Here is a 21,418-nt window from a genome sequence, read left to right on the forward strand (position 1 = left end):
TTGTTGCTTTAGTGTAATAAATCCCATTGCCATTTCCAAGTATATTCTTTTTCAAGAGAATAATCCATATAGTTTTTTGTCATTTCACCTTCAAAATAATATTTTTCTCTTTCATCAAATGTATGCTTTAAGCCTAGCGCGTGCATTATTTCGTGAGGAATTTCTACTGATGGGTACATATATTGTCTATCATTCCCTAAAAACATTAGGCATAAATTACCAAAAGTTGCTCCGTTATTAGATGAAATAAGGTCTTTATTACTGTCCGTTGGTGATTGTGTAATTGAACCACTTTTAAGATTTGATAAATACAGAGTGATTTCATCAGCTTGCAATCTCTTTTGTCTTAATAAATGTAAAGTGTTTAATGCTGTTGTTAAATTTATCTTGTTTTTATCGTCTTGTATTACGCTGTCATTTTTGCCAACTTCAAGATTTGTTTTCATTCTGTCAATATGGGCTTGTTCTGGCTTATTTGTTACAGGAAGTGTAATATCTAGGTTTTCAGAATTTTCATTTACAATTTTAATATCAATTAACGCTGGATTGAAAGCAGTTTTACAATAGTCTTTTAAGTTTTTGATTTTAATTTGGCCTTCAATAATGTCCTTGTCTCCTTCATTAAAATTCACGACCACCCAACGCACATTTACTTCTTTGGGCTCTGGATAAAAGAAGTTGATAGCTCCAACTACTTCGCCATCACCCTCAATATTTATTTGGGTTTGGCTTCCTGAGTTGTTGCAAGTTATTTGTACTTCTTTGGCATCTTTGAGGTTTGCGGGCACGAATGTAAAATCTGGATTTTCGCTAAACCTAATTTCATTAAAAAGCTCGTAGTTTTTTCGTTTATCTTCGTTGATTTTCAAGGTTATGGTTTGCCCTCTTCGCATACTTACCCAAACCGGGAAATATTTTTCACTATAGACTAGTATAGGGTTGTACTCGTTTTCGAATTCTGTGAAATCCTTACCCTTGAATACTTTTTTCAGACCAGAGTCAAATTTGTCAAAGCCAAATTTTCCTTCTTTTATGTCGCTACTATTGGCATCAAAAGTTAGTATTACTCTTTTTTCTTTCTCCTCTTCTTTTTGCGGTTGGTATGGTACGGGTTCACTTGGCGGGATCCAGGATTTATTCCAATGCTTAACCAATTTTGCTCCATAATCCTGTATGGCAGGAGAAATGGTAAGCTGAGTTTGCATATTGCCTGCATGATAAGTAGAGAATATTTCCGAAAACTCAACAATATAGGTGTCCTTAAATTTGTATTTTCTGGTTACAGCTTCATTAAAACCTTTGTCCCAAAAATGTATTTCTCCATCTTCCATTCTATCTGTTTCTAGCTCCACTTCTTTGGTCATATTATGCATAAAAACATCATCATTTTCTTGTGTAGTAAATACCAATGTTATCATGCCGCCTTCCATGTCTGATCTTGGAGAGCCTTTTGCACAAGTAAATTTATCATAACTCATACTTGTCCAAAGCAACTCTCGCTCTTCTCCTAAAAAATATAATTTTGCGTTTGTCATTTATTTATGTACAATTTCGTCTAAAGTTTTTTTTCAAATATATAAATTAATGCCGAAAACACTGACGAAATATGTTTTAGTTTTGCGTCTTTTCTTAAAAACAACTTCCTTTGATTCTGAGATTTTAAGGGTAACCATATTAAGAAACAAAAGATTATCTTTCATCCTTAAAATCTGATAAAATTAGTACCTTAAAAATGATACAGTTCAAATCCATAAATCAATTAGAGGTTGCAACAAAACCCAAAAGAGTTTTAAAATACATTCTTATATCGTGCAAACAAGGTAATGCCACTATTGTAATAGACGAAAACGAGTTTATACTCCGTGAAAACCAAGCGATTACTATTACTTCTGGGCAAATTCATTTTTTTAAAGAAATTAATGGACAACTGGATATCATAGAATTTACACTTGATTTTATTTGTAAAGATGATAATGACATTGAGCTGATTTTCCATAATGGGCTTTTCTGTCACTTTGGGATGAATGAAATAATTACGCTTAAAAATACGGCTGTTTTTAAGGATCTATTACAAAAAATAGAAGTTGAACTAAACGAGAAACCGTATCAGTATTTAATTTCAATTCGCAATTATATAGTACTTCTTTTGGTTGAACTGAACAGAGCCAAAGTAGAAAACGGAGACGAAATCTGGAAACCAGACGCTTTGTTTCTTAAATTTCTGGAAGCCATCAGAACTCATTTTGCAGATAATTATCCATTGTCAAAATTTGCAGAAATATTACTTACTACAGAGGCTAAACTTAATGAGTTAGCCAAATTACATACCAATAAAACGGCTCAAAATGTTATTTTTAGCTTGACGATTTCAGAGGCCAAAAGACTTTTGCTCTATCATAATTTATCTATCAAGGAAATCGCTTTTCAATTAGGCTTTAACGATCCTTTTTATTTTTCTAATTTCTTTAAAAAACATACTCAATTATCCCCTAAGGAATACAAAAAGAATGTTGTCCTATAAATTTTATATGTTTTTCTGAAGATTGTCTATTTTTTTGGCTTGCTGAATGCTTCAACTTTGTACTTGTAATTAATCCACAAAATAACAAGTATGAACACTCAACAAAACATCGCTTCACTACTATTACGATTAGCATTGGCATCAGGTTTTTTATCAGCCGTTGCAAGCCGATTAAACCTTTGGGGAAATCAATCATCTGGTTGGCAAAACTTTTTAAGCTATACAGAACAGGTCAATTCTTTTGTACCTAAAGCTTTCATTTCACCCCTTGCTGTAACAAGCACCGTTTTAGAACTTCTTTTGGGAATTCTCCTTTTAGTGGGGTATAAAACACGCTATGTAGCCTCTTTCGCCGCGATTCTTACCTTATTATTTGCTTTAGCAATGACTTTTTCCTTCGGTGTAAAAGAACCGTTAGACTATTCTGTATTTGTATTTAGTGCCGCAGCCTATCTTTTAGCCAATTTTCCAACCAACAAATGGAGTATTAATCAATTATTAAATCAATAAAATTTTAGAACCATGAGCCAAAACATTCACGATTACATTGTAAACACACAACAACAAGAATGGCATCCTTTAGTAGAGAAAGGTATTCATTATGAAGGCGTATTTGTAAAATCACTTCGCTTTGACACAGAAAGCCAGCGATCTACAACCATTCTTTTAAAGTTTCAACCAGGAACCAGTTATCCTTATCACAATCATCCAGCAGGCGAGGAATTATTTATACTTGAAGGCGAGGCTATTATAGAAGGAGCATCATTAAAAGCTGGTGATTATTTATATACGCCACCTAGTTTTAAACATGCTGTGAGAACAGAAACGGGTTGTACCATCCTATTTATAGTACCCGAAGAAGTAGAAATTCTATAACCAAAAATCTATAAATTTTATCCAATTGCCTATACCTACTACTAGAACAACCACAGAATATATCATTATTCTGTGGTTGTTATTTTTTATAAAATACCGAAACTTCTTTTAACAATTTGTAATAAAAATATATCTATATTCGTTAGCTGCTAAAAAACTAATCTGTGATACAAAATCGCTTTGTTAACAAAGACACAAATCTCTGTTTATAAACAAATTAAGTACGATTTCATTCAACAGAATTACTGATACAGCATACAGAACAATCGAAAAACAACAATAAAAAAATCGACAATATGGTAAAATTTGCTTACACAATTCTTTATGTCCAAGACGTAGCGAAAGCACTTGAGTTTTACGAAAAAGCATTTGGCTTTACAAGGAAATTTATAACACCCGAAAATGACTATGGAGAACTTTTAGTAGGCGAAACAACGCTTTCTTTTGCTTCGATAACATTGGCAAAATCAAACTTAGAAGACGGTTTTACTGAAAGTAGTTTGACAAACAAACCATTTGGAATTGAAATTGCTTTTACAACAGACAATGTAGAAGAAACAATCAAGTTAGCAATTCATGCTGGTGCGACAATTGTTGAAAATCCAAAAACCAAACCATGGGGACAAGTTGTTGCCTATTTAAGAGACCTTGACGGTTTTCTAATTGAGATATGTACGCCAATGGGCTGAAATACAAAAACTGCCCTTCAAGGAATAATAATCGACTTCAATACAAAGATATCCTAGCGGCATAAAAACCCAGAATGACAATACTTTTTTACAACACTATTAAACAGAAATAATAAATTTTACTATAACAAATGACCCACTATTTCAAACCTATTTACTTTATTGCTTTCATATTCTTATTAACAGGATGCCATTCTTTTGGTCAAAAAAAAGAGGATGATTACACCGCTAAAATTGACAGTTTAATTACAACAACAAATGTTAGACAATTCAACGGAGCGATTCTAATTGCACTAAATGGAAAAACAAAATATTCTAAAGCATACGGATATTCTAATTTTGAAAAAAAGCTGCCATTGAAAATCGATGATCAATTCGAAATCATGTCAAACAGCAAGCAAGTAACCGCTACTTTAGTTTTGAAAGAAGTAGAAAAAGGCAAAATAGATTTGCAGTCACCTATAAAAAAATACTTGCCCAACCTAAACCAAACATGGGCAGATTCGGTTACAGTGCACCAATTGCTAAATTTTTCTGCTGGAATCCCAGAAGATTTGGGTAAAAAATTGTTGTTTAAACCGGGTACTGATTTTAAATACGGAAATACTTCATTCGCATTATTAGGAAAGATTGTTGAATTTTCTACTAAGAAATCATATTCTACAGTTGCAAATGAATTGTTTAAAGAACTCAAAATGAAGAATACATTTTGCTACACAAAAGACAATAATCAAAATCTTGTATCGGGATATATAAACAGCAACAATACATTCGAAGTATTAGAAAATAAACCAATCACTCCAGAAAACGTACCAGCTGCCGGAATAATTTCTACTGTAAACGATTTGACAATCTGGGATAACAACTTGCATAAAGGAAAAATTCTAAAACCAGAAACTTATAAACTAATGACCACTTACTCTATAACAGCACAACACGATGTCTTTGGAAAAGAAAAAGTGGGTTATGGCTACGGAATAAGAATTAGCGATAAAGAACCCATAAAATATATTGGTCACACCGGAATGGGAAATGGTTTCCTTTCTACAAACCTATATTTTCCAAGCAAAGATGTTACCATCGTAATATTAGAAAACCAAATCAATGAAAAGATGGATTTGAGCTACTATTTTGAAATAGAAATCAAAAAGATAGTAATGAACAGTAAATTGATACAATAACAATTGCAGTTTGTCGAGATTGGAACTTAAATATTCCTGTTTAAGTTAAAAAACAAGGGATTTCAAATTCTTCAATCTCGACAAGCAGCAAAATATTGGCAGTTGTTTATAATGATGCTACTTACATTGTAGTCCCACCATCAACAATAATCTTTTCATTTCTCAAAACCAGTGATTTATCAGAAACTAGAAACTCCAGAATTGGAGCAATATCTTTTGGATTAACAATTCTTCCTATTGGAGATGTATTTGAGAAATGTTCTAACATATTTTTTATTGCATCATCACTCATCCCAGACTTTTGTTGAATCGGACTTTCTGTAACACCTGGGCTAATTACATTTACCCGAATACCCTTTGGTGCAAGTTCTAAATTCAACACTTTTGCAATACTTTCGATTGCTGCTTTAGTGGCTGTATAAATACTTGTGTCGGCAAAAGCCTTAAATACAACTACCGAAGAATTCAAAACAATACTTGAGGGATTGTTCATAATTGGAATAAATTTTTGAATTGTAAAAAAAGCACCTTTGAAATTTACATCCATCGTTTCATCAAAAATTTCTTCGCTGGTATTCTCAAAACTTGCCGCTTTAAAAATCCCTGCATTTATAAACAAACCATCAATTCTATTAAACTTCTTTTCAATCGAGTTAACTAGTTGATTAATTTCAGATAGTTTGGAAGTGTCTGACAAAAATCCAGTAACCCCATTTCCTAATTTAGACAAAGCGGCATCTAAATTTTCCTTTGTACGCCCTGTTATAATAACTTCGTACCCCTCCTCTAAAAGATATTCAGCACAAGCAAATCCAATTCCTGTTGTTCCGCCCGTAATTACAATTGTTTTTTTAGTTTTCATTATATATCATTTTAGAAATTATTTCAAGATGTGTGTTATACTGCTCCATATATAGATCAATTGTTGGATTTTTTACAACGTCAAAACAATGAAAATTAGGTAAAACATCGTACCCGCAAAATTTATAGTTTAAAGTAACATTGAATAAAACATCATTCGCAGATTTCCCACTCAAAAAAGCCTGACTCTTATTGTCAAAACTTTCAATCGGCGCATTCCAGGTTGCAGATACCATTACTTTTTTTCCATCTAAATTTCCACCAGATCCATACTGTTTTGTTGCATCATTTCTTGATCTTCCGTCATCATTAAGCATTTTTTGAGAAAGCAATCCTTCCATAAAAACTTCATCAGCATATTTTTTATAAATCCATGGAGTATTGAACCAAAAAACTGGTGTTTGAATGATAACTAAATCAGCTCTTAAATGCTTCTCTACTTCAGTTGTAGGATCATAACCGTTATTGACAAAAGTCTCCATAACTTCAAATTGCTTGTTTTCAAAATATGATTTCGCATGTCCTGCTAATGTTTTATTTAATTTTCCCTCAGAAACTCCATCATATTTTTGGTGTGTATTGATAAGTAATATTCTTTTTTTGTCTTCCATATCTAAATTATTTTTCTGACAAAACTATATCTTTACTATATTTGTGACAAGTACTTACCAAAAAGTAATGTACTTACTTTTAAGTTATAAAAATTGATAATCAAACAATTACACTATGGAAGTTTTTGAAAAAAAATATAAAAATGCAAATGAATGTCCAATTACAACTTTCATGGAAAAAATTGGCGGAAAATGGAAACCTGTAATTATTTGGCTTTTGTTAAAGAATGGAACAATGCGTTTTAATGAGTTAGACAAAACAATCGTTGGAATTACACAAAAAATGTTATCGCAACAATTAAAAAGTTTAGAAGAAGAAAATATAATAAATAGAATTTCATATCCAGTTATTCCACCAAAAGTAGAATACAATTTAACCGAAAAAGGAAAAACGTTATCCGAACTTATGGAAAAGATGATGGAATGGAGTACCCATAATTTATAAGATAATTTGCATACACAACGCTAAAACTTGAATCCAAAATAAAAATAATTAATGAAAAAATCTATTTTACTATTCCTTATCCTTTTTAAAACTCCCCTATTTAGCCAAGACTTAAATTTATTGGAAAACAAATTGAATGATTTAATCGAAAAAAGAATCAACTGGAGTGACAACCAAAATGAAGGTTCTTATGATTCATTAGCAAAATACAATAAAGAATTTGAAAAACTAATTTTGAAATTCACTGCAACAAATCCTAAAACATTAACCTATAACTTTAAGAAAATCAAGACTGATCTTACTATAATTACATCAGAAGACGGACTCTTTAGAATATACACTTGGAATACATTTGAAGGTGGTACGATGCAATTTTACACAAATGTTTTTCAATATAGCATTGATGGAAAAGTATATTCAAAATTAAATAAGAAAGAAGGCTATGATAGTGGTTGTCGTTTTTATGAAATCAATGATATACAAGCAAATGACAAGCACTATTATGTTACCAATAGTGTAAAAGTAGGAAGTAGTGCCGCTTATTTATACCAAGCCAAAATATTTTCACTTGAAAATGGCGCATTGAATGAAAATGCCAAACTGATAAAAACAAAAAGTGGCATAAAAAACACTTTAACTTATGATGTGGACCTCTCAAGTTCATCCAATAGTGATAGAAAAGACGGTATAGAAAGTCGTGATTATATGAGTTTGATTTATGACAAGAAAAACCAAACGATTGTGATTCCGTTAATAAATGCTGATGGAAAAATCACAAAAAACAAAATACGTTATCAATTTAAAGGAAGCTATTTCGAAAAAATATAAACTCTGTATTAACTTCTAAAAAAACGCAATCAAAATGAGAAAAGCACTGATTCTTTTAAGTCTAATTGTATTTGCAAATGGAAATATACAAGCTCAAATAAAGAACAAACAAGAAGTTATAAAACCAGAATTTGGAAAAATATTGGATAGTCTAAAAGTAAAAGGGGCAGTTTTAATTTATGATATAAAAAACAAAACCTATTATTCTAATGATTTTTCATGGACAAAAAAGGGAATCATTCCAGCATCAACTTTTAAAATTCCAAATTCAATTATCGCATTAGAAACAGGAGTGGTAAAAAATGATTCGGTTATTTTTAAATGGAACGGAGAGAAACGAAACTTCAAAAAATGGGAAAAAGATTTAACTTTCAAAGAAGCATTTCGTGTTTCCTGTGTTCCCTGTTACCAAGAAGTGGCAAGAAAAATTGGGGTTAATAGAATGAAAACCTATCTAAAGAAATTGAATTATCCCAGAATGGTTTTCGATACCTTGACCATTGATAATTTTTGGTTACAAGGAAAATCCAAAATTTCCCAGATGCAGCAAATAGACTTTCTCGAAAGATTGTATTACTCCCAATTACCCATTTCTAAACGAACCGAAAATATTTTGAAAGACATTATGATAATCGAGAAAACCGAAAGTTATACTCTAAGTGGAAAACCAGGTTGGGGAATGCGAAATGAAATCAATAATGGTTGGTTAGTGGGGTATTTAGAAACGAATAATACTGTTTATTTTTTTGCCACTAATGTTGAAAAGAAAGAAACCAATATGGATGAATTTCCTGCGATTCGATTAAATTCAACCAAAGAAGCTTTTAGAAAACTGAAGATTATTAAATAGTCATACCGATCAAATAATTTCAAGTCTCTTTATACTGTAATGTATTTTTCAAAAAAGCATTAAGAAACGAAGACAATTCTCCTAAACTCAATCCATTTTTTTATCCCAAAATCCTACTTTTTCCTGTTCAACTCAAAAAAAATCCCTTTGGGTTAGAAATCCCCGATTATTTATAAGAACTTTGCACGCTTTTTGTAAAAATGCAATCCTAGAGTCCTTTAGAAATTATAAAACAATCATCAACTGATGAAGAAGAAAATAGAAATATTAGCACCTGCAAAAGATTTAATTCATGGTATAGCAGCCATAAACAGTGGTGCCGATGCCGTTTATGTTGGTGCTCCACAATTTGGTGCACGTTCTAATGCCACCAACTCTGTTGAAGATGTTGCTGCCTTGGTAGAATATGCCCATTTATACAATGTACCGGTTTTTGTGGTTTTGAATACTATTCTTTACGACAATGAATTAGAAACTTGCCGTCAGTTAATTTGGAAATTATATGACATAGGTGTTGATGCGCTTATCATTCAAGACATGGCCATTATGGAAATGGACTTACCTCCTATCATCCTACACGCCAGTACACAAGCCAACAATAGAGATGCCGACAAAATGAAATTTTTGGCCGATGCCGGAATCAAACGTGTCGTATTAGCTCGTGAATTAAACTTACACCAAATCAAAGAAATCAGTACTGCAACCGATGTGGAACTGGAATTTTTTGTAACCGGTGCTTTATGTGTTTCTTTCAGCGGAAACTGTTATATGAGTGTCGCCAATGGAGAACGTAGCGCTAATCGTGGTTCTTGTGCTCAAAACTGCCGTTTGCCATACAACTTAATTGATGGTCATGGAGATACATTAATTAAAAACACTCACTTACTTTCTATCAAAGATTTTGACGTTTCAAACGAAATTCCAAATTTAGTGGAAGCAGGTGTTTGCTCTTTCAAAATTGAAGGACGTTTGAAAGATATTGTCTACGTAAAAAACAATGTTTCTTACCTTAGACAAAAACTGGATGCTTTCTTAGAAGGAAGTGATAAATATACCAAAGCTTCTTCCGGTAAATGTACATATACTTTTGAATCGGAATTAAATAGAACTTTCAACCGTGGTTATACCGATTATTTCGTAAACGAACGTCATAATACAATCGGATCTTGGGAAAGCCCAAAATCAAAAGGACAATACATTGGTAAATTGATAAAAACTGTTGGAAATGCATACGAAATTGAAAACGGACACTTATTGAACAATGGTGACGGTTTATGCTACATCAATGAAAATAATGAAGCCGACGGTATTTATGTAAATAAAGTAGAGAACGGTTTAGCTTATCCTAATGTACTTAAGGAAGTTAAAGATGGTACATTTATTTACCGTAACAATGATGCTGCATTTATCAAAATCGTAGAACGTGAAGACAGTGCCGTTCGTAAAATAGGCACCACTTTATTGTTGTTCGAAAATGAAACAGGTTTTGAATTACTTGCTACAGATGAAGATGGAAACGTGAGTACAGTTCAGTTGGTTCACCCAAAAGAACAAACCAAAAACAATCAATCTATAGAAGAGAACATCAAAGCACAATTGGCAAAAACAGGATTTACTCCTTATACAGCCGATGAAATAACGGTTCAATTTTCAGATAACTGGTTTTTACCAATTTCAAAAATCAATGAAATGCGTAGAACCGTTTACGAACAATTATCTGAAATTCGTTTGAAAAATTACAAACGCGAAGAACGCAAAATTGAGAAAACGAGTCACCCTTACCCAGTAGAAAAATTGGATTTCATGTACAATGTTTCCAATAAACTGGCTCGTAAGTTTTATGAGCGTCATGGTGTAACCGAAATTGAAAAAGCATTTGAATTACAATGGGATCCAGGAAAATCACGTGTAATGACTACCAAATATTGCATCAAATACGAATTGGCTAAATGTCCAAAATACCACAAAGACTCTATGGAAACCAAGCTAAAAGAGCCTTTGGTTTTAAAACAGGGAGAACTAGAATACAAACTGAAATTCAATTGCAAACCCTGCGAAATGGAAATCTGGGAAAAAGACGCCGAATTTGAAATTGAAGAAGATTAGTATCTAGTGTAAAAAGGTTTACACCTATTTAATTAAACATATATCAAAAACCACAAAATAAAGTATTCTTTATTTTGTGGTTTTTTCATTAAATACAGTTTGCAGGATTATGAAACCTGGGCTTTTGTTTACTTTAAACTAAACCACTATTCACTAAAAGTCCATAGATTTGGTTGGCAAACTAAAAGTCAACAAGATTGCATCATTTATTTATTAGTCATAAATTAATTTGTGAAAATTTGTGCAATTTGTGGCTAAATATTTTTAGAAGTTAAAGCAAAAGCACTAATGTACATAATTTTAAACCACATTCAAGACTAACAAATAAAATACTAATAATCAAATACCTACATCTTATCCCAAATTAACATTTTACTCAAATTATTACAGAAAACAAAATAGTACTTCCTAAAATTTGAGTAACTTTACACCTCCCAAACACATCAGATTATTATCCTTCAATAAAAAAGGATAAACACACAAATACTGAACTTTTTCCATTCAAACTTCCCCAAATTACCACATATTGATTTATTGAATCTGTGTTAAACGTCTAATTGCATTCACTCATAAGTTTGCTCTCTAACATTATAGTAGGTTGTTGTAAAAGAGTTAATTTAATAACTGATGATTATGAAAAAGATATCCTTTACTTTATTATTTGTGTTATTGTTTTCTACTATTATTGCTCAAACGGTTTCAATAATTCCTCAAAACGGATCATGGAAATATCTGGACAACGGGAGCAATCAAGGGACTGCTTGGCGTTCCACTACATTTAATGACAACACTTGGAAAAGTGGAAATGCAGAACTGGGTTATGGTGATGGCGGAGAAGCTACCGTAGTAAGTTATGGCTCCAATACATCCAATAGATACCGTACCACTTATTTTAGAAAAGCTTTTTCAGTATCGGCACCAAATACATATTCATCGTTTACATTAGGACTGCTACGCGATGATGGCGCCGTTGTTTATTTAAACGGAGTCGAAGTTGTCAGAACTAATATGCCCACAGGAAACATCGATTACAGAACATTGGCCAGTTCGGCAGTTAGCGGAACAAATGAATCAACTTTTTATACCTTCACTTTAAATCCCTCCTCTTTTGTTGCAGGAAACAATGTATTAGCGGTAGAAGTTCATCAGTCGGCAGCAAATAGCAGCGATTTGAGTTTTAATTTAAAATTAGATGCTACAACAGCTTCAGCAACATGTGCAACACCTTCTTCTCTTGCTTCTTCATCCATAACCACAACAACAGCCTCACTTTCTTGGTCATCAATTGCAGGAGCAACAAGTTACAATATTCAATACCGTATAGTTGGAGCTTCAACATGGACAACCACTACTGCTACAGTTACCACAAAATCATTAACAGGACTAACAGCCAATAGTAACTATGAATTTAGAATACAAGCCGTATGTTCAGTTACAGGAGCATATAGTACGACAGCTAACTTTACAACACTTGCCGCAGGAAACGAAACTCTCATAACCGCAAACTCATCATGGAAATACCTGGACAACGGAACCAATCAGGGTACGGCATGGCGAGCCACAACTTTCAATGATGCCACATGGGCAAGCGGAAATGCTGAACTAGGTTATGGAGATGGTGGCGAAGCAACAGTGGTGAGCTATGGTCCCTCTTCAACAACTAAATATATTACTACCTATTTCAGAAAATCATTTACAGTTACCAATCCAGCAGCTTACACATCACTACTATTAGATGTGGTACGAGATGACGGAATTGTTGTTTACATAAACGGAACCGAAGTGTATCGCAACAACATGCCAACCACAACTATTGCTTATAACACTTTATCTCCAGTCGCAATTAGTGGCACAGATGAATCGGCATGGATTAGCACTACATTAAATACAAGCACTCTTGTTGCTGGCACTAATGTTATGGCAGTAGAAATTCATCAACAGGCAGCATCCAGTACCGATATTAGTTTTAATGCACGCTTAAATGCGTCAAGTACCGCTGTGACACCTGTGGTTACCCGTGGGGCTTACCTTCAAAAACTAACTCCTAATGGAATTACCATTCGCTGGCGTACAGATTTGGCTTGCAATAGTACAGTACAATACGGAACAAGCACAGCTTATGGCAATACAACCAGCGATGCAACCATGACTACAGAACATAGTATCACACTAACAGGATTAACGCCTGCCACAAATTATTTTTATTCAATAGGAACTTCATCCCAAACATTGCAAGGCAATGCGAAAAATAATTTCTATACCGCTCCTTTAGTAGGAAGCACAGCTCCAATTCGGATTTGGGCAATAGGCGATTTTGGAAACGGTTCCACCCAACAAGCAGCCGTGCGAAACTCCTATGCAACTTATACTGGAACAACACCTACCAATTTATGGATTTGGTTAGGCGACAATGCTTATGCAAACGGAACCGATACAGAATTTCAAAATTATGTATTCGCACAATATCCAGACCAATTCAAAAGCATACCCTTGTTTCCTTCACCAGGAAATCACGACTATGCCGCGGTTGGCTATCAAAGCACAAATTCACTTACAACCAATTTCCCTTACTTCTCTATTTTCACGGTTCCGCAAAATGCCGAAGCTGGTGGTGTAGCATCCAATACACCTAAATATTACTCTTATAATTATGGCAACATCCATTTTGTTTCATTAGACAGTTATGGTGCATTAAACAATAGCTCAAGCCCTATGTATCAATGGCTCAATAACGATTTGGCCGCTAATAGCCAACGATGGACTGTGGTTTATTTTCATCATGCACCCTATGCTTTAGGTTCTAGTAATAGTAACACAGGTGTAGAACTCATAGACATGCGCACCAATATTGTTCCGTTACTAGAAAGTTATCATGTAGATTTAGTGCTTTCCGGACATTCTCACAGTAACGAAAGGAGTTATTTGATTAAAGGGCATTATGGTACGTCAACCACTTTTACGCAAGCCATGAAAGTTAGCACAGCAACGAATACTTTTACAAAAACAGCGCCGTATGACGGAACTATTTATGCAGTTTGTGGCACATCAGGTCAAAATCCAGGAGCAACGCAATCAGGCTACCCAATGCCATGCATGTACTTTAATAACAACACTAATAATTGCTCCTTGGTGATTGATGTAAGTGGCGATAATCTATCTTGCAAATACCTAGCGAGCACAGGAACTATAGTTGACCAGTTTAGCATTACAAAAAGTGGAACGAGTAAACTGGCATCAGCAACCACACAAAAAGAAAGTGACTTAATCAATATTTACACAATTGAAAATGCATTAAAAGTAAATTACTTTTTAAACGAAAATGCTAACGTAAAAATTGATCTATTTAATGCTTTGGGACAAAAAATCATTTCATTCGACCAAATCCCCACCTATCAAACTAAAGGGTATTACAATTTTGAACTCCCTTTATTGAAAAGACAAATAACCGAAGGACTTTATTTTATAATAGTTACCGTTAATGGAAACCCAATTGTAAAAAAAGCCTATGAACTGAAATGATGATGATAATGAAGCACGGAAATTCAAAATGATACTATTTGTCAAGCAAATCACTGTGAATTTATCTCAATAAAAATCAGTGATTTAAAAAGCGAATCATTAGTATCAAAATTTGATGGCGCATTACTTAAAATCCTAAATTTGTAATGAACCAAAAAATCTCATTATGAAAAATCTTACTACACACCTATTCCTTATAGCATTAGCATTAGCTTCTTGCAAAAATGAAGCTGAAACAAAAGAAAGCAACATACCTAAAGTAATTGTCCCGTTTACACAGGTTGCTATTCCGCAACAAAATCAAGCTGTAGCGACTCCACAGCCTAATCAAAACCAAAGTGTTATGTATCAAAATAATGGAGGTCAATACACTACAACACAAAATACAACAACGACAGTACAAACTGTTGCGGCTCCGGTAAAAGTTGCAAAAGGGATGAATCCTTCCCACGGCCAACCAGGACATCGTTGCGATATTGCTGTTGGAGCACCATTAAATTCTCCCATAACAACTACTAAAGCGACAGCACCACAAATTGTTTCTAATACAAGCGTAAGTGTTCCTTCAGCTACTGCTACTCCAACCCCAAAAGGTATGAATCCTCCTCATGGTCAACCAGGACATCGCTGTGACATTGCTGTTGGAGCACCATTAAATTCTCCAGTGACTACTGCAAAACCAGCAACTACACAAACTACGCCAACTTATAGCGTAACCGCTCCAACTAATGAGACTACCACTCCAACTCCTGCTGCAACACCTATTGCACAGTAAGAGGCAAAACTTTCGTCAATAATCCAATACCAGTTACAATTCTAAAAATCAAATTAATAAAGCTTTTTTCTTACCTTTAGAGAAAACAAAATCTGATTCCTTAACCAAGAAGTTTATAGAATCTTGATTTTTTAATTTTTAAAAAATTGTATTAATTTAAAATTCGAAGAAATGAAAAAAGTATTGTTCCTAACTGGTGACTTCACCGAAGATTATGAAACTATGGTTCCGTTCCAAATGCTGGAAATGATAGGTTATACTGTTCATACCGTTTGTCCCAACAAGAAAAAGGGTGACACTGTAAAAACAGCCATCCATGATTTTGAAGGAGATCAAACGTATTCTGAAAAGCCTGGACATAAATTTGCCCTGAATTATAGTTTTGATGATGTAAAAGTGGGAGATTATGACGGATTGGTCATTGCTGGAGGAAGAGCCCCAGAATATTTAAGATTGAATGAAAAAGTGATTGAAATGGTTCAGCATTTTTTCACAACCAATAAACCTGTGGCGGCCATTTGTCACGGTATTCAGATTTTAACAGCCGCTGGTGTTGTCACAGGAAGAAAACTAACGGCTTATCCAGCAGTGGGACCAGAAGTAACTTTAGCCGGAGGAATTTTTCAATCCATTCCAATAGATGAAGCATTTGTAGACGGCAACCTCGTTACATCACCAGCTTGGCCAGCACATCCAAGTTTCATCAGGGAATTTCTTAAACTTATGGGAACAAAAATTGAAATCTAAAATCAATACCAAATAATTTCAAATCTAAAGAATACATTAAAATAATAAGATATAAGAACTACAACTAAAGAATATTATGTTGTAGTTTTTTTATCTTTAACCAATATTAATAACCCTCAAAATATCCTATTTAAATTACCATACATGATTACAATTGCAACTCTAGAAGACATTATTTCCTTAGAAAAATTAATAAATTCAGCCTACCGTGGAGAAACTTCCAAAAAAGGATGGACAACCGAAGCCAACTTATTAGAAGGCAAAAGAATAACTGTAGATGAATTAACAGAAATTATTGAAAACAAGAAAAATACAATTCTAAAATACACCAAGAACAACCAAATTATTGGATCTGTATTACTTGCCAATGAAGGAAACAAACTCTATCTGGGAATGCTTACAGTTTCACCCGAATTACAAAACAGTGGCATAGGGAAACAATTATTACATGAAGCAGAAGTTCATGTCTTGGCATTAGGTTTGCCAAAAATTGTCATGACTGTCATTTCTATTCGGGAGGAATTGATTGCTTGGTATAAACGTCATGGATTTGAAGATACTGGAGCTAGAGAACCTTTTCCACTCAATGATGCCGACACGATAATTATAAATCAGCCATTGGAATTTATTGTAATGGAAAAAATAATTTAACACTTTCGATCTAGTTGAATATTATTTCATAAATTAGGAAAAAATATACGTATGAAAACACTAGATCAATGGTTTGAAGAATACGCGGTAAGTCACCAAAATCCAAAGAACAAGACCATACACTATATTTGTGTTCCGGCTATTTTCTTCTCGATTGTGGGATTATTAATGAGTATTCCTAGTGCTTTTTTAAGTAACCTCCTGCACCTCAACCAACCTATCATAGAAAACTGGGCAGTAGTGGTTTTGATTTTTGTATTGCTATTTTACCTCCGATTATCCTTAGTTATGGCAATCAAAATTGCCATTTTTTCAGCTCTATGTTTGATAGTTAATTTTTACATCGGGCAGTTCTTACCACTTTGGGCATTTTCAATTAGTGTCTTTGTTATTGCTTGGATAGGACAATTTTATGGACATAAGATTGAAGGGAAAAAACCATCATTCCTAAAAGACATACAATTTTTGATGATTGGCCCAGCATGGGTTGTCCATAATTTATTTTCTAAAAAATAGAACATTCTATAAACTGTCTTTACAGAAATTCAAAACTAAAAACATTTACTCAGCCTCTCGATTATAATAATTGAGAGGCTGAGTTTTTTATATAGAAATACATCGAAAAAAGTCTAAAAATCATATTCTTATAATAATTCTTTTAAACAGATACTTCACTCCTACCATTTCCTGATTCAATAAATCGAATCTAGAGTAAAACAAAAAAAGAAAATTCCATTAAGTATTATGAAAACCACGTATTTATACCTGAATCTTTAAAATAACTTGTTTCTTATCTTTGATTGAATGACAAATATTTAACCTAATTACTACAATAATTTGTAGTTAAAAAAAATCAAAGAAGATGATAAAAGATACAATTACAGCACCAGCACAATGGGCAGAAGAAACAACTGCAACATCTACACGATGGACAAGAGATTATGTATTTGATATCCTTAAAGATTTAGGAATCAAGTATATTTTTGGGGTTCCGGGAACTAATGAAATCCCTATAATTGATGGAACCTCCTATCCTGAAAATGGTGTAAAGTATATTGAATGCTTACACGAAAACATAGCTATAGGAGCTGCAATGGGTTCGGCTCGAATGACTGGAAAACCAGGAGTTCTTGTTGTCCATGTAACTCCGGGAATTGCTCACAGTATAGGCAATCTCTTTAATGCCTGTCGTTCACAAATGCCACTGGTAATTCTTTGTTGTCAACAGCAAAACGATTTAGTTACGCAAGAACCTTTATTAGCTTCGAATCTGGTAGATTTAGCAAAACAATATACCAAATGGGCACATGAAGTGCGTACAGCCGAAGAAATGCCATTGGTCTTACAAAGAGCCTTCAAGGAAGCTATGGCACCACCAAACGGTCCGGTTTTTATTTCTATACCATGGGAATATATGATGGTAGCTATTAGCGATAATCAAAAAGTAAAAGGAGTAACACGCATTTCACCACACTTTATAGGAGATAATCAAGCTATTAAAGAAACAGCTAATTTGCTGGCTACAGCCAAGAACCCACTTATTGTTTGCGGTGATGCTGTAGGTTATGCCAATGCTTGGACTGAGATTCAAGAATTAGCAGAATTAATTGGAGCTCCAGTTGTTTTACAAACCTTTAGTAGTGTTGCTAACTTCCCAAACAATGATTATCACTGGCAAGGAGAATTACCGGGCAGCCAAGCAGAAATTCAATCGGTATTTAAAGAGCATGATGTAGCATTTCTAGTTGGGTTTGGAGCTCAAGCACAAATTGCAGTATTTAAATATTCTGATGGAGCCCTTATTCCAGAAAATGTAAAACTGGCCTATCTAACCAATAACACTTGGGATATTGCCAAAAACTTCTACGGCGAAACCGCCATTTTTGGAGACATTAAAGCCACACTCCCATTATTAAACAACTACATCATACCTCAACGTCCTGAAGCTGCCATTGCAAGAAATGAAAGCCTAAAAAAACTGGCACTTTCTCGTGCACAACAATGGGAAAACTATTATGAAGAAGCTATGAACGAACCAGATATTTGGGCCGTAGTTATAGCAAAGGCATTAAAAGAAGCAATCGAGAGCCGTGATTTAACAAACAACTTTGTGTATGCACATGAGGCCGTTTCAGATGGAGCCCCATTTCAATACTATCTTCCTTTTGGAACTTCCGGAGCAAAACCTATTAGTTACTATTGTGTAGCTGGTGGTTCACTAGGATGGTCAATGCCGGCTTCACTAGGAATAAAACTAGAAGCAAACACTTCACAGGGAATAGGCACTAAACTGGTTATTAATGCTGTAGGAGACGGATCTTCCTTATTTTACCCACAGACATGGTGGACAGCTGCACATGAAAAATTGCCAATTCTATACATCATCACCAACAATCAAGAATACCATACGTTACAATTAGGGCTTCAACAAGTGGTTGCGGCTTACGGAGAAGCACCTGGATATGAATGGAAACCCAAAACAATGGATCCTAGTTATCTAAAATTAGAAAGACCTAAAATAGATTTTGTGAGTTTAGCCAATGCATTTGGAGGAGAACATGGTGAAGTAGTACTTACACCAGCTACAGTAAAAGAAGCCATTGAGAGAGGAATAGATCATGTCCTGAACAATAATACGTCATACATTTTAGATATGCGTATTGCTTCAAACACACCTGCAATGCAAGTAAAATCAGGCGATACAACATTTATGGTTGACAAACGATACGCTTTACAACCAATGCTAAATGTTTTTCATGAAAACTCTGTAAAGAAAAATGCATCATTAAAGAAAGGCATCGACATAGCAAATGAAACTATAAGCTATAATATCCCTTCTCTCTTCTAAAAAATAACCGTTGCGAAAGCAACATAAATATATATAAAATGGAAAATGAAAAAATTGACATCGCCATAGTTGGTGGAGGTGTTTCCGGTGTATATAGTGCATGGAAGCTTAAGACAAAATATCCTAACAAAAAAATTGTTCTTTTTGAAGGAAGCGATCATATCGGAGGTCGTTTACTCTCAGTAACACCTCCGGGGATTCCAAATATGGTGGCCGAATTGGGTGGAATGCGAATTCTGGAAAATACCCAAAAATTGATTGTGAAATTAATAAAGGATTTGAATGAAAAACTACCAAAAGACAATCAAATCGAACTATATGATTTCCCAGTAGATCAACCACAAAATATTGCTTACTTGCGTGGAGAATACCTACGTTTACAAGATTTTACAACAGAACCGGATAAAGTTCCATATCGTTTATCATTTTTAGAAAAAGGAAATACATCAGGCACCATAATCGTAAATGCAATTGAGCAGTTGGTTCCAGGCATAACAGACCCTGATTTAACAGAAGAGGAACGTCTAAAAATGTGTAGAGAAGCTAAATTTGAAGGACAGCCATTATATACATTAGGCTTTTGGAATTTACTTTACCGCGTAATTAGTGGTGAGGCATATCAATTCAGCATAGATTCAGGAGGCTACAATTCTACATTAATCAATTGGAATGCTGCCGATGCAATTCCATGGTACCTTTCGGATTTTGGAATTACACCAAAATACAAAGGATTTAAAAATGGATTTCAACAGGTTCCAATTTCACTAGCAAACTTCTTTGAAGAAGAAGGAGGCGAAATACGATTGAATGCCAAATTAGATGGATTTGAATCTAAAAACGATTACTTCGAACTTACTATCAATGGTAAAACTATCGAAGCAAGTCAATTAATACTAGCAATGCCACGTCGTTCTCTGGAACTGGTTACGCCTAATGCTCCTAAACTACAGGAAATTCAGCCATTAATCAGCAGTGTTACTCCAAGACCATTGTTTAAGGTGTTTACAACTTACACAAGTCCATGGTGGAGAAATGCAGGATATAATAATATCAAAGGAGAATATGTTCCTTTACAGTCTGGAAGAACGGTTACAGATATGCCTATAAGACAAACTTACTATTGGCCAAATAATGATGGAACACCTGCAGAAAGCGGTAGAGCAATGCTATTGGCAAGTTATGATGATGGCTCAAATATTGGCTTCTGGGACGGACTTAGACCTCAACGTAAAAAAGCTTGGAAAGAAGGTCTTTCTCATTCTGACATAGCTGATCCATACATTGGAGATGACGCTAATCTGGAAACAGTAGAAAGCGAAGCATTAAACCAGAAGTGGCATCAATACAAAGCACCAAGAAAAATGGTAGAAGAACTAAGCCGTCAATTAAAACAAATACACGATTTAGATTACACACCAATGGTGTATAGTGCCTCTTTCCGTGACTGGGGAGAAGATCCATATGGAGGTGGATGGAATAGCTGGAATATAGGCGTTAAAAGTTGGGAAGTAAAAGAAAAAATCGTTCACCCAATAGACAACTGCTCTCTATACATCTGTGGAGAAGCTTACTCTGACGCACAAGGTTGGGTTGAGGGAGCATTACAAACTGCAGACCTGATGCTAACCAAATTTATCGCAATAGAAAGCGAAGCTTCTGTTCTAAATGATGAGCTCATAGCAAAATAAAAAACAGACTCTTTAAAAAAATCACTGTATTAAAAATAATTATCGTTTTTAGTGCAGTGATTTTCATTTTTTAGCATCTCTAGATTTCAAATTCAGAATCTATATTAAACTTCATAATCAAGAATGCCACTCTATTCTTTGTATAATTATAGGATATGTTTTTTAGTGACTAAAATCAATAAAAACAAACAATTAAACAATTGTAAATCATATAATTAAAGC

Annotated in this window: 19 protein-coding genes; 16 read left to right on the plus strand and 3 right to left on the minus strand. The window is 34.1% G+C overall.

Annotated elements, in window-relative coordinates; all coding sequences use genetic code 11:
• Window positions 1-8: 8 nt before the first annotated feature.
• Window positions 9-1,535 carry a type VI secretion system tube protein TssD gene (gene tssD / locus OZP08_RS15225; RefSeq protein WP_281322243.1) on the minus strand — a complete coding sequence of 509 codons (1,527 nt, stop codon included), beginning with the start codon at window positions 1,533-1,535 and terminating at the stop codon, window positions 9-11.
• A 197-nt stretch (window positions 1,536-1,732) separates the two neighbouring features.
• On the opposite strand from tssD, the gene OZP08_RS15230 reads away from it, so the two are divergent.
• From OZP08_RS15230 to OZP08_RS15250, 5 genes are all read left to right on the plus strand, one after another.
• Window positions 1,733-2,521, plus strand: coding sequence for a helix-turn-helix domain-containing protein (locus OZP08_RS15230; RefSeq protein WP_281322244.1), 789 nt, complete (start codon window positions 1,733-1,735; stop codon window positions 2,519-2,521).
• A 90-nt stretch (window positions 2,522-2,611) separates the two neighbouring features.
• Window positions 2,612-3,031: a DoxX family membrane protein gene (locus tag OZP08_RS15235; protein ID WP_268846948.1), complete on the plus strand. Its 420-nt coding sequence runs from the start codon at window positions 2,612-2,614 to the stop codon at window positions 3,029-3,031.
• Between the two features lie 12 nt (window positions 3,032-3,043).
• Entirely contained in the window at window positions 3,044-3,397 is a 354-nt protein-coding gene (locus OZP08_RS15240; RefSeq protein ID WP_268846949.1) for a dimethylsulfonioproprionate lyase family protein, read from the plus strand.
• Window positions 3,398-3,693: 296 nt separating this feature from the next.
• Complete coding sequence (locus tag OZP08_RS15245; RefSeq protein WP_268846950.1) at window positions 3,694-4,086, plus strand: VOC family protein; 393 nt, start codon at window positions 3,694-3,696, stop codon at window positions 4,084-4,086.
• 131 nt (window positions 4,087-4,217) lie between these two features.
• Window positions 4,218-5,267, plus strand: a complete 1,050-nt coding sequence (locus tag OZP08_RS15250; protein ID WP_281322245.1) for a serine hydrolase domain-containing protein — start codon at window positions 4,218-4,220, stop codon at window positions 5,265-5,267.
• Window positions 5,268-5,388: 121 nt separating this feature from the next.
• Here the strand turns inward: OZP08_RS15250 and OZP08_RS15255 are convergent, their stop codons facing one another.
• The gene (locus OZP08_RS15255; RefSeq protein WP_268846952.1) at window positions 5,389-6,129 is read right to left on the minus strand and encodes an SDR family oxidoreductase; all 741 of its coding nucleotides are present in this window, start codon (window positions 6,127-6,129) and stop codon (window positions 5,389-5,391) included.
• Window positions 6,119-6,739, minus strand: coding sequence for an NAD(P)H-dependent oxidoreductase (locus OZP08_RS15260; RefSeq protein ID WP_281322246.1), 621 nt, complete (start codon window positions 6,737-6,739; stop codon window positions 6,119-6,121). The genes OZP08_RS15255 and OZP08_RS15260 overlap by 11 nt, the downstream gene beginning before the upstream one ends.
• A 115-nt stretch (window positions 6,740-6,854) precedes the next feature.
• On the opposite strand from OZP08_RS15260, the gene OZP08_RS15265 reads away from it, so the two are divergent.
• From OZP08_RS15265 to OZP08_RS15315, 11 genes are all read left to right on the plus strand, one after another.
• Complete coding sequence (locus tag OZP08_RS15265) at window positions 6,855-7,184, plus strand: winged helix-turn-helix transcriptional regulator (RefSeq protein ID WP_281322247.1); 330 nt, start codon at window positions 6,855-6,857, stop codon at window positions 7,182-7,184.
• 51 nt (window positions 7,185-7,235) lie between these two features.
• A complete protein-coding gene (locus OZP08_RS15270; protein WP_281322248.1) occupies window positions 7,236-8,012 on the plus strand; it encodes a hypothetical protein in 777 nt (258 codons plus the stop codon).
• 34 nt (window positions 8,013-8,046) lie between these two features.
• Window positions 8,047-8,862 carry a class D beta-lactamase gene (blaOXA, locus tag OZP08_RS15275; RefSeq protein ID WP_268846955.1) on the plus strand — a complete coding sequence of 272 codons (816 nt, stop codon included), beginning with the start codon at window positions 8,047-8,049 and terminating at the stop codon, window positions 8,860-8,862.
• A gap of 246 nt (window positions 8,863-9,108) precedes the next feature.
• A complete protein-coding gene (locus OZP08_RS15280; protein ID WP_268846956.1) occupies window positions 9,109-10,968 on the plus strand; it encodes a peptidase U32 family protein in 1,860 nt (619 codons plus the stop codon).
• Window positions 10,969-11,601: 633 nt separating this feature from the next.
• Window positions 11,602-14,487 carry a metallophosphoesterase gene (locus tag OZP08_RS15285; protein WP_281322249.1) on the plus strand — a complete coding sequence of 962 codons (2,886 nt, stop codon included), beginning with the start codon at window positions 11,602-11,604 and terminating at the stop codon, window positions 14,485-14,487.
• Window positions 14,488-14,653: 166 nt separating this feature from the next.
• A complete protein-coding gene (locus tag OZP08_RS15290) occupies window positions 14,654-15,262 on the plus strand; it encodes a hypothetical protein (protein WP_268846959.1) in 609 nt (202 codons plus the stop codon).
• Window positions 15,263-15,433: 171 nt separating this feature from the next.
• Complete coding sequence (locus OZP08_RS15295; protein ID WP_268846960.1) at window positions 15,434-16,009, plus strand: DJ-1/PfpI family protein; 576 nt, start codon at window positions 15,434-15,436, stop codon at window positions 16,007-16,009.
• Window positions 16,010-16,153: 144 nt separating this feature from the next.
• Window positions 16,154-16,660, plus strand: coding sequence for a GNAT family N-acetyltransferase (locus OZP08_RS15300; protein WP_268846961.1), 507 nt, complete (start codon window positions 16,154-16,156; stop codon window positions 16,658-16,660).
• A 51-nt stretch (window positions 16,661-16,711) separates the two neighbouring features.
• A complete protein-coding gene (locus tag OZP08_RS15305) occupies window positions 16,712-17,176 on the plus strand; it encodes an Mpo1 family 2-hydroxy fatty acid dioxygenase (RefSeq protein WP_268846962.1) in 465 nt (154 codons plus the stop codon).
• Window positions 17,177-17,522: 346 nt separating this feature from the next.
• The gene (locus OZP08_RS15310; RefSeq protein ID WP_268846963.1) at window positions 17,523-19,508 is read left to right on the plus strand and encodes a thiamine pyrophosphate-binding protein; all 1,986 of its coding nucleotides are present in this window, start codon (window positions 17,523-17,525) and stop codon (window positions 19,506-19,508) included.
• A 38-nt stretch (window positions 19,509-19,546) separates the two neighbouring features.
• Window positions 19,547-21,196: a flavin monoamine oxidase family protein gene (locus tag OZP08_RS15315; RefSeq protein WP_281322250.1), complete on the plus strand. Its 1,650-nt coding sequence runs from the start codon at window positions 19,547-19,549 to the stop codon at window positions 21,194-21,196.
• Window positions 21,197-21,418: the final 222 nt, after the last annotated feature.

It is taken from the genome of Flavobacterium aestivum (assembly GCF_026870175.2).
GTDB classification, from domain to species: Bacteria; Bacteroidota; Bacteroidia; order Flavobacteriales; family Flavobacteriaceae; genus Flavobacterium; species Flavobacterium aestivum.

What these genes read in the sequence shown, in the direction of transcription:
- tssD (WP_281322243.1), bottom strand. Translation starts at nt 1,535, where the DNA reads ATGACAAACGCAAAATTATATTTTTTAGGAGAAGAGCGAGAGTTGCTT.
- OZP08_RS15230 (WP_281322244.1), top strand. Translation starts at nt 1,733, where the DNA reads ATGATACAGTTCAAATCCATAAATCAATTAGAGGTTGCAACAAAACCC.
- OZP08_RS15235 (WP_268846948.1), top strand. Translation starts at nt 2,612, where the DNA reads ATGAACACTCAACAAAACATCGCTTCACTACTATTACGATTAGCATTG.
- OZP08_RS15240 (WP_268846949.1), top strand. Translation starts at nt 3,044, where the DNA reads ATGAGCCAAAACATTCACGATTACATTGTAAACACACAACAACAAGAA.
- OZP08_RS15245 (WP_268846950.1), top strand. Translation starts at nt 3,694, where the DNA reads ATGGTAAAATTTGCTTACACAATTCTTTATGTCCAAGACGTAGCGAAA.
- OZP08_RS15250 (WP_281322245.1), top strand. Translation starts at nt 4,218, where the DNA reads ATGACCCACTATTTCAAACCTATTTACTTTATTGCTTTCATATTCTTA.
- OZP08_RS15255 (WP_268846952.1), bottom strand. Translation starts at nt 6,129, where the DNA reads ATGAAAACTAAAAAAACAATTGTAATTACGGGCGGAACAACAGGAATT.
- OZP08_RS15260 (WP_281322246.1), bottom strand. Translation starts at nt 6,739, where the DNA reads ATGGAAGACAAAAAAAGAATATTACTTATCAATACACACCAAAAATAT.
- OZP08_RS15265 (WP_281322247.1), top strand. Translation starts at nt 6,855, where the DNA reads ATGGAAGTTTTTGAAAAAAAATATAAAAATGCAAATGAATGTCCAATT.
- OZP08_RS15270 (WP_281322248.1), top strand. Translation starts at nt 7,236, where the DNA reads ATGAAAAAATCTATTTTACTATTCCTTATCCTTTTTAAAACTCCCCTA.
- blaOXA (WP_268846955.1), top strand. Translation starts at nt 8,047, where the DNA reads ATGAGAAAAGCACTGATTCTTTTAAGTCTAATTGTATTTGCAAATGGA.
- OZP08_RS15280 (WP_268846956.1), top strand. Translation starts at nt 9,109, where the DNA reads ATGAAGAAGAAAATAGAAATATTAGCACCTGCAAAAGATTTAATTCAT.
- OZP08_RS15285 (WP_281322249.1), top strand. Translation starts at nt 11,602, where the DNA reads ATGAAAAAGATATCCTTTACTTTATTATTTGTGTTATTGTTTTCTACT.
- OZP08_RS15290 (WP_268846959.1), top strand. Translation starts at nt 14,654, where the DNA reads ATGAAAAATCTTACTACACACCTATTCCTTATAGCATTAGCATTAGCT.
- OZP08_RS15295 (WP_268846960.1), top strand. Translation starts at nt 15,434, where the DNA reads ATGAAAAAAGTATTGTTCCTAACTGGTGACTTCACCGAAGATTATGAA.
- OZP08_RS15300 (WP_268846961.1), top strand. Translation starts at nt 16,154, where the DNA reads ATGATTACAATTGCAACTCTAGAAGACATTATTTCCTTAGAAAAATTA.
- OZP08_RS15305 (WP_268846962.1), top strand. Translation starts at nt 16,712, where the DNA reads ATGAAAACACTAGATCAATGGTTTGAAGAATACGCGGTAAGTCACCAA.
- OZP08_RS15310 (WP_268846963.1), top strand. Translation starts at nt 17,523, where the DNA reads ATGATAAAAGATACAATTACAGCACCAGCACAATGGGCAGAAGAAACA.
- OZP08_RS15315 (WP_281322250.1), top strand. Translation starts at nt 19,547, where the DNA reads ATGGAAAATGAAAAAATTGACATCGCCATAGTTGGTGGAGGTGTTTCC.